This is a genomic window from Sphingobium sp. YR768 (genome assembly GCF_900111125.1).
Taxonomy (GTDB): domain Bacteria; phylum Pseudomonadota; class Alphaproteobacteria; order Sphingomonadales; family Sphingomonadaceae; genus Sphingobium.
Window position 1 is genome coordinate 1 of record NZ_FOGE01000065.1, and the last position, 8,313, is coordinate 8,313.

Annotated in this window: 9 protein-coding genes and 1 pseudogene; 5 read left to right on the forward strand and 5 right to left on the reverse strand. The window is 62.3% G+C overall.

What is annotated here, in order from left to right; translation table 11 throughout:
• Positions 1-98 precede the first annotated feature (98 nt).
• Genes BMX92_RS26365 through BMX92_RS26380 form a run of 4 tightly spaced genes read right to left on the reverse strand, consistent with a single transcriptional unit; the run spans position 99 to position 4,260 of the window.
• The gene (locus tag BMX92_RS26365) at positions 99-860 is read right to left on the reverse strand and encodes a TIGR02186 family protein (RefSeq protein WP_093022632.1); all 762 of its coding nucleotides are present in this window, start codon (positions 858-860) and stop codon (positions 99-101) included.
• Positions 860-1,774: a sulfite exporter TauE/SafE family protein gene (locus BMX92_RS26370; RefSeq protein ID WP_093022635.1), complete on the reverse strand. Its 915-nt coding sequence runs from the start codon at positions 1,772-1,774 to the stop codon at positions 860-862. Before BMX92_RS26370 ends, BMX92_RS26365 begins: the two co-directional genes overlap by 1 nt.
• A 57-nt stretch (positions 1,775-1,831) precedes the next feature.
• Positions 1,832-2,875 carry a hypothetical protein gene (locus tag BMX92_RS26375; protein ID WP_177185285.1) on the reverse strand — a complete coding sequence of 348 codons (1,044 nt, stop codon included), beginning with the start codon at positions 2,873-2,875 and terminating at the stop codon, positions 1,832-1,834.
• A complete protein-coding gene (locus BMX92_RS26380) occupies positions 2,872-4,260 on the reverse strand; it encodes a glycosyl transferase family protein (RefSeq protein ID WP_093022651.1) in 1,389 nt (462 codons plus the stop codon). Before BMX92_RS26380 ends, BMX92_RS26375 begins: the two co-directional genes overlap by 4 nt.
• A 147-nt stretch (positions 4,261-4,407) precedes the next feature.
• Here BMX92_RS26380 and nhaA point away from each other — a divergent pair, with 147 nt between their 5' ends.
• Entirely contained in the window at positions 4,408-5,586 is a 1,179-nt protein-coding gene (nhaA, locus tag BMX92_RS26385) for a Na+/H+ antiporter NhaA (RefSeq protein WP_093022638.1), read from the forward strand.
• 113 nt (positions 5,587-5,699) lie between these two features.
• Positions 5,700-5,873, forward strand: coding sequence for a hypothetical protein (locus BMX92_RS27615; protein ID WP_177185286.1), 174 nt, complete (start codon positions 5,700-5,702; stop codon positions 5,871-5,873).
• A gap of 24 nt (positions 5,874-5,897) precedes the next feature.
• Here the strand turns inward: BMX92_RS27615 and BMX92_RS26390 are convergent, their stop codons facing one another.
• The gene (locus tag BMX92_RS26390; RefSeq protein WP_093022641.1) at positions 5,898-6,299 is read right to left on the reverse strand and encodes a low affinity iron permease family protein; all 402 of its coding nucleotides are present in this window, start codon (positions 6,297-6,299) and stop codon (positions 5,898-5,900) included.
• Positions 6,300-6,367: 68 nt separating this feature from the next.
• Here BMX92_RS26390 and BMX92_RS26395 point away from each other — a divergent pair, with 68 nt between their 5' ends.
• From BMX92_RS26395 to BMX92_RS26405, 3 genes and pseudogenes are all read left to right on the forward strand, one after another.
• A complete protein-coding gene (locus BMX92_RS26395; protein ID WP_093022654.1) occupies positions 6,368-6,691 on the forward strand; it encodes a hypothetical protein in 324 nt (107 codons plus the stop codon).
• Positions 6,692-6,844: 153 nt separating this feature from the next.
• A complete protein-coding gene (gene sucC / locus BMX92_RS26400) occupies positions 6,845-8,044 on the forward strand; it encodes an ADP-forming succinate--CoA ligase subunit beta (RefSeq protein WP_093022645.1) in 1,200 nt (399 codons plus the stop codon).
• Positions 8,045-8,140: 96 nt separating this feature from the next.
• Positions 8,141-8,313 (forward strand): annotated as a pseudogene (locus tag BMX92_RS26405) (electron transfer flavoprotein subunit beta/FixA family protein); the annotation flags it as partial.

The window sequence follows — 8,313 nt, forward strand, 5'->3', positions numbered from 1 at the left end:
CATCGGATCGCTGCTCGATGCTTTCAGTCCCGCAGAATGCCGCAAATATCTCATCAATTCCGGATACGGATCAATCTGATGTCATCCGACTCTAGCGATCAGATGCGGCGGGCGATCGCGCCGGCCGCCCATCCCATGCCCACGGCCAGCGCCATTGCGACAAGGCCATAGGCGAAGGGCCAGTTTTCCGCGGCGCTGGCCATGAACTGCTCAAAGCCGGACTTTCGCACGGTGATATCGCGCACGGCCGCCGCGACCACGCGGCCATTCTGCACGAGGAAGGTTTCGGCGGTATAGTCGCCCACGATCACGCGGGCGGACAAAGGCAGGCGGGCGCGATACAGGACGCCATCGGTGATTTCGACCGTGCCCGGCCGCTCGACGAACAGACCGTTGCGATTGCGCAGGTCGACCAGCCCTTCCTGAAAGCGCGACAGTTCGGCGCTGTCGTTGAGCGAGGAAGGCGAAAGTTGCAGCTTGTCGACGCCCAGTTCGTAGATGGCGGCGGTGCGTTCATCGACGATCTTGTCGATCGGGCGGGACGAGGCCATGGCGTAGAAACTGGGGGCGGAGCGGAAGCGCGCTGTGTCGGCATTGACCCAGATGCCGGCGACCTTCTGCTTTTCGCGCATGACGATCGACTGTTCGGGCCCCTTGAGCACCACGACGATATCGGCCGGCTTGTCGGGCTTGCGGCCGTCCGGATAGACGATCGCGCCGAACAGCAGCAGGTCCGCGCCGGTGAAGCTATATTGGATCTCGACTTCACGCTGCGACACGTCGGGCACCAGTTGGGGTTCGTCCGCCGCGCCCAGCAGCAGGGCGGCGGGCAGCAGGCATAGCGGGATGCGCCAGCGCATCAGTGCAACTCGATCGTGTAGATTTCGTCGGGACGCCAGCCCAGTCCCAGCGCCATCCGGGCCGCCACCAGCAGCACGATCGCGGCGAGCAGGATGCGCAGATATTCCGGCCGGATCGTCATGGACAGGCGGGTGCCGACCTGCGCGCCGGTGACGCTGCCGATCAGCAGCAGCATCGCCAGCACCAGATCGACGGCCTTGGTCGTCATGGCGTGCATCATCGTCGTCGCCATGGTGACGAACAGGATCTGGAAGAGGGATGTGCCGACCACCGACTGGGTGGTCATGCCCAGCAGATAGAGCATGGCGGGCACCAGGATGAAGCCGCCGCCCACGCCCAGCAACATGGTGAGGATGCCCGTCGCCATGCCCAGCAGCAGCGGGGCCAGCGGCGAGATATAGAGGCCCGAGCGATAGAAGCGCCAGCGCATCGGAAGGGCGGCGACCAGCGGGTGATGGCGGCGTTTGCGCGCCTGCCGCCGCTGGCCGGTCTTGAGGGCGATCAGCGCCTGAATGGATTCCTTGGCCATCAGGGCACCGATGCCGCCCAGCATCAGCACATAGAGGATGCCGATGACCGTATCGATCTGGCCGATTTGCTGGAGCAGGCGGAAGATCAGCACGCCCAGCCCTGCGCCGACGATGCCGCCAGCGATCAGCACGCCGCCCATGCGGAAATCGACGGTGCCGCGCGACATATGGGTGACGACGCCGGATACGCTGGCGCCGGTGACCTGCGATGCGGCCGATGCGGCGGCGACGGTCGGGGGGATGCCGTAGAAGATCAGCAATGGCGTGGTGAGAAAGCCGCCGCCCACGCCGAACATGCCGGACAGCAGTCCGACCACGCCGCCCAGTCCGATGATGACGAGCGCGTTGACCGAAAGATTGGCGATGGGCAGGTACAGATCCATGCCTGATCCGGTTAAAGGCAAATGGCGACGATAGGAAGGCGGTACGGCACCCTGCGCCTAAAAATCACTGGCGAGGGTGACGGCAAGTCCGGAGTCCGGGTGCGCATCGCCGCCGATCCGTTCGCGCCATTCGATGATCAGGCGCGTCGTCATGCGGGGCAGTGGCAGGCGAATTTGCATTTCAGGGCCGATGTCCAGCCGGCTCGCGCCGGGCTGTGCGCCGCCCGATAGGGCTGCTCCAACACGGATCGGCATGTGGGGCAGGGGTGTCAGCATGGATATCTTGCCGTCTATGAAGCCGTCCCGGCGATGAAAGCCGACCATGCCGGCCTGCGCATAGCCTTCCGCTTCGACGCCGGGGACGATCATGGCCGGTCCGAAGCCGCCGACGACCATGACCGTATTGGCGTTACGCCCGCCCTGGCCAAGGGCGATCCGTCGTTCGGCGGCGAGACTGAAGGGGATGGCGCGGATCGGCTGGAAGGCGATGCCGATGGCGGCTTCCGGGGCAGTGGGGCGTTCCAGCGCGCCGCTCAGTCGGCCATAAGCGGCAGTGCGGGTGTCGGCCGTGGGTGTGAGTTCATAGTCCACCCGCACACCCGCCTGCGATCCGCCGAGGCGGCTGCCGGCGATCGGGCCGCTGATGGCGTCGTTGCCGGGGCGCCAGAGCAGCCAGGCGCTTGCCCGCCATCGGTCAGTGTTTGGTGGTGCAGGCAAAAGGGGCGTCGGTGTGGAAAAGCCGGTCATCTGATTGATGTTGGTAGTGTGACGAGCATCCGCGAAATCAGTTGCTTCCGTGATGAACTGGGCCAGATCGAGCCGCGTGCCGTCGTTCAGACTGGCGCCAGCCCATGCCGGTGGCTGGATAAGGCGTGGTGGGCGAAATGTGGATGTCGTGCCGGCTTCGAGCGATGGCCTGTCTAGCGCCATTGCCTGCGGGATCACCCTTGACGGCACCGGATATGGGGGGAAAGGCGGTGCTGGCGATTGGCCGGGTGTGGGCAGCAGAGGCGGTAGAAGGAAACCCGCAACGCGCACGCTGACCCAGCCGAGCATTACCGCCCCAAAAAAGCGCAATGGACGGCCGCCGGCTGCGGTCATGTATCGCTCCTCAGATCGGGGAAGCGATGCTGGGTTTTGTCCCACGTGAGCGGCTTGCCCAGCAGGGACTTGCCATAGAGGAAAACGGCGCGCCGCGCCGCCAATATGGAGATGTAATTGGCGATGAGGGTTCGTGGGATGGCGCCCAGGCCATAGCGCCATCCATAAGCCCGGCCGACGAAGAGCGCGCGCATCCCGCCGCGCCATGTCATGAGCGCAAGGTTGAGTGTTAAAAGCCCATCAATCAGGGGTGGCAGGGGCGCCATTGGCAACGGCGCGAAAAGGTCGATGGCCGTGAACAAGACCCATAGGCCGAACGCCAGATAGGCGGCAAATAGGACGAAGGCGGCCATGGTGGCAGCGCGATCGCGAATGCGCATCCACCATTCAGTCGGGCCGCCATGCCAGCCCATTCGGTCCCATCCCGCCAGCGAGATGCCGACCATCCAGCGCGCCTTCTGCTTAACGGCGTCTTTGATCGTGTCGGGGAAATATTCGCGCGTTGCGACCAGATCGCCTTTATGATCGCGCATCCGCACGAAGATGCCGCGTCCCCCCATATTCTTGATGCGAAGCCCTGCCTCATAATCTTCGGTCAGGGAGGAAGGGTCGAACGGACCGCCATGCTGAGGGTCGGAAAGGCGACCGATCATCTGCCGTTCGAAGGCGCAGGCAACACCGGCGGAGGGAATGGAGGCGCCCACGGCTTCGCGAACCGTCAGCGCTTTCCCATGGCTCTCTGCAAATTCGTCACAATAGTGATTGGCGATGGCGCGGGTTAGCCATCCGCCCCGGCCGGGAAGTGGCAGGACGGGGAGTTGCACCATGTCGAACCGGTCGATCATGAAATCGAACAGGCGGATTTCGTCGGCATGGACGACATCTTCGGCGTCATGCAGTACGACCGCCTTGTAAGGACGGCCCTGTTCCAGTTCGCTGGCGCGCATCGCGCGCCAGAGGACGTTGAGGCAGTCGGCCTTGGTGCTGGGGCCGGGATGCGGGTTGACACCCAGAATGATTCGCGGATCGCCCTCCGCAATCGGGGCAGCGGCGTTGATGGTGTCTGGGTCGTTGGGATAGACGCCGACGAAAATCCGATATTGTCCGTACTGCCACTGGCCGAGGGCATGGCGCAGCATGGGGGCGATGACATCCGCCTCCTGCCAGGCCGGGATGAAGACGGCGATTGGACCGGGGGTGGAGGAATCGGGCAGGGTCGCCGAGGTCATGCGCGGATGGCGGGTATAGATGAAAAACTTCCGCCAGGTCCGGCGACACAGGAACAGGATATCGATCAGAAAATCGTCGATGCCACCGATGGCCAGACCGACCACCGCGAACAGCAGGCATTCGTGATGCAGAGCCATCAACCCTGCGACCAGCATGTCCCACAAGGCCCTTGCCCCCCTGTGCCCCAGCGGCCAAGGATGACATTTGCGCAAGGTGGTTCCAAGCTCTTTCCGATTCCGTGTGAAAAGTCGTTCGGTGCTGTTTGACTAATGTTGTGCAAGTCATGAGAAACGGGACAGCGGATGAAGCAGGCCTATCAATTTCTGAAAGAAGAAGCGGGCGGTGGCGTGCTGCTCATGATTGCGGCGGCTCTGGCCATGCTGATCGCCAATCTGCCGGGGATCGATCATGTCTATCATGATGTGCTGCATCGGCCGCTTGGACCGGCATTGTCGCCATCTATTGGGCCAATGACGCCGCATTTGTGGATCAATGACGGGTTGATGGCGATTTTCTTCCTGACAGTCGGGTTGGAGATCAAGCGGGAGTTTCTGAAAGGCGGCCTGTCGACCTGGGACCAGCGCCGATTGCCGGTTCTGGCGGCGATTGCAGGCATGGCCGCACCGGCGCTGGTGTATCTGGCGGTTGCGGGCGGGCAGTCCGGACTGGCCAATGGCTGGGCCATTCCTGCCGCGACCGATATCGCCTTTGCCATCGGGGTGCTGGCGCTGCTCGGCTCTCGGGCGCCGGCGTCGCTCAAATTGTTCCTGACGGCAGTGGCGATCGTGGACGATATGGGAGCGGTGGCGATCATCGCGCTGGCTTATAGTCAGGGTATCGATCTTTACGCGCTGGCGGGTGCTGCGGTGGTGCTGGCATTGCTCTATGGTTGTAATCGGGCCGGGGTACGGGCTTTGGCGCCCTATCTGCTGGGCTTCGCGGTCCTGTGGTACTTCATGCTCCTGTCGGGCATTCATGCCACCGTTGCCGGTGTGCTGGCGGCCATGACGATCCCGATCAAGGGCAATCCGGGCCGGGAGGATAGTCCGCTGCATCGGCTGGAACATGGGCTGCATCCCTGGACCGCCTATGCCATCGTGCCGCTGTTTGGTTTTGCCAATGCCGGGCTGACATTGAATGGCCAGGCATTGAGCGCGCTGTTTGCGCCGCTGTCTCTGGGCATCGCCCTTGGCCTGTTTCTGGGTAAGCAACTGGGTGTGTTCGGTGCGATCTGGTTCTCCGTCCGTCTGGGCATCGCCCGCCGACCGCATGGCGCCAGTTGGGGGCAGGTCTATGGCATGGCGATGCTGTGCGGTATCGGTTTCACCATGAGCCTGTTCATCGGCGGGCTGGCCTTTCCGGGGCAGCCACTGCTGGTCGATCAGGCAAAGGGCGGCATATTGCTGGGATCGCTGGCGTCTGCGTTGGCGGGTTTTGCCTTGTTGCGCTGGATCGTCCCCCTATCGCGTCGAGTTGCGTGAGGAGATTAGGTAAATAGCCCGGCCAATGATAAATTGGCCCGTCCGTGACTGCGAGTCGAACGCAGGGACAGGCAAGCGACCACACTCTTGAGCCATATGAGAGGAGGGCGACGATGGAGATGGACGTCAATTATCTGCTGCATCGCCAGCAGGTTTCGCTGATGCGAGCGCAGGGCAGCCATTCGCCCAAGGGCAAGGCGGCCTATGAGAGCCTGGCGCAGGGCTATGCCGATCGGGTCGATGCGCATCGGCGGGAAAATGAGAGACTGGTGATTTCCGCGCATTGAATGTGCGTTCCTTGATGCGGGGCGTCAGCGGCGTTCGAGCAGCCTTGCGATAGCGAGGTGGTGTGTCGCGTCGTCGCCGCATTCCTGTTCCAGCACAGCCTTGATCCGCTGCAATTCCGCTTCGGTCAGATGTTCGATGCCGATAAAATCGTTGCGCGCCGCATCGACCGCCCGGATCAGTTCGTCCAGCTTGGCCTGTATGGCGGAGCCGTCGCGGTTCTGGGCATTCTGGATCAGGAACACCATCAGGAAGGTGACGATGGTCGTGCCGGTGTTGATGACCAGTTGCCATGTGTCGGAATAGTGAAAGATCGGGCCAGTCACGAGCCAGATGATGACGGTGGCCAGCGCCAGGACGAAAGCGGGTGGCTGGCCTGCCCAATTGGCGACGCGGTGCGACATGTCGGCAAAAATTCGATCGAACATGGATTCTTCCTCAAACGAGATGACCGCATTTATCCCCTGTTCAGCGGGACGGGGCCATGGAAAACGCCATGAACCGGATTTCGTCCCGCGTCGCGCTGGTCGCGACCTTCGCCTTGCTCCTGTCCTCTTGTGCATCGCTGTCGCCCGAATCACGTTTGCGAAATGGGCTGGTAGAGGCGGGACTGTCGCCGAAAATGGCCGGGTGCATGGCGAAACGCATGGCCGACCGGCTGAGCATTGGACAGTTGCGAGAGCTCCAGTCGCTGGCGTCGCTCCGCAAGTCTCACAAGGAAAAAATGTCGACGGCGCAATTGCTGCACAAGGTCCGCGCGCTTGAGGATCCCGAGATTTTCGCGGTGACGAGCAGCGCCGCCCTGAAATGCGCCTTCTGAGCGCCTGCCGACCCATTTCACACTAATTCGCTTTCTAGCGCCTGCGGGTTTTGCAATTTTGCAAAGTGATTTTGCAAAATCTGCTGGCGCGCCGAATCCGCCTGTGCTTAGCCGCTGACCATCAGGTTGAACGCAACAAGGACGGGCGAGCCCATGAACATTCACGAATATCAGGCCAAGGAACTGCTGGCCAAGTATGGTGCGCCGATCGCCGCCGGCTATGCCGCCTTCACGGTGGAAGAAGCCGTCGAAGCCGCCAAGAAGCTGCCTGGGCCGCTTTATGTCGTGAAGTCGCAGATCCATGCCGGTGGTCGCGGCAAGGGCAAGTTCAAGGAACTGGCTCCCGAAGCCAAGGGCGGCGTCCGCCTTGCCTTCAATCTGGACGAAGTGAAGACCCATTCGGCCGACATGCTGGGCAACACGCTGGTCACGATCCAGACCGGTGACGCCGGCAAGCAGGTCAACCGGCTGTACATCACCGACGGCGCCGACATCGCCAAGGAATTCTACCTGGCGCTGCTGGTCGATCGCGCCACCAGCCGCATCGCTTTCGTCGTGTCGACCGAAGGCGGCATGGACATTGAAGAGGTTGCTCACTCGACCCCGGAAAAGATCCACAGCTTCTCGGTCGATCCCGCTTCGGGCTTCCAGCCGCACCACGGCCGCGCCGTTGCCAACGCTCTGGGCCTGACCGGCGATCTGGCCAAGCAGGCTTCGAAGGTTGCCGCGTCGCTCTATGCCGCGTTTGAAGACACCGACGCCGAGCAGATCGAAGTCAATCCGCTGGCGCTGACCGAGCAGGGCAACCTCCTCGTCCTCGACGCCAAGGTCGGTTTCGACGGCAACGCCATGTTCCGTCACAAGGACATCGCCGAACTGCGCGACCTGACCGAAGAAGATGCGGCTGAAGTCGAAGCGTCGAAGTACGACCTCGCCTACATCAAGCTGGACGGCAACATCGGTTGCATGGTGAACGGCGCGGGCCTGGCCATGGCGACCATGGACATCATCAAGCTGAACGGCGAATTCCCCGCCAACTTCCTGGACGTAGGTGGCGGCGCCACCACCGAGAAGGTCACGGCTGCCTTCAAGATCATCCTGAAGGACCCGGCGGTGAAGGGCATTCTCGTCAACATCTTCGGTGGCATCATGAAGTGCGACATCATTGCCAATGGCATCGTCGCCGCCGCCAAGGAAGTGAACCTGTCGGTTCCGCTGGTTGTCCGTTTGGAAGGCACCAACGTCCAGCAGGGCAAGGACATTTTGGCCAATTCGGGTCTTCCGATCGTCCCGGCGGACGATCTGGGCGACGCGGCCAAGAAGATCGTCGCGGAAGTGAGGAAGGCAGCCTGATCGGCTCCCTAACCTGAACGATACACCAAAGGGTGCGGGGGGACCGGAAACGGTCCGCCCGTGCCCGTATTGGCGTTTATAAGGAGGATGTTGGATATGAAGATCCTTGTGCCCGTGAAGCGGGTGATTGACTATAATGTGAAGCCGCGCGTGAAGTCTGATGGGACGGGCGTCGAGCTTGCGAACGTCAAGATGAGCATGAACCCGTTTGACGAGATCGCGGTCGAGGAAGCCATTCGCCTGAAGGAAAAGGGCGTGGCGACCGAGGT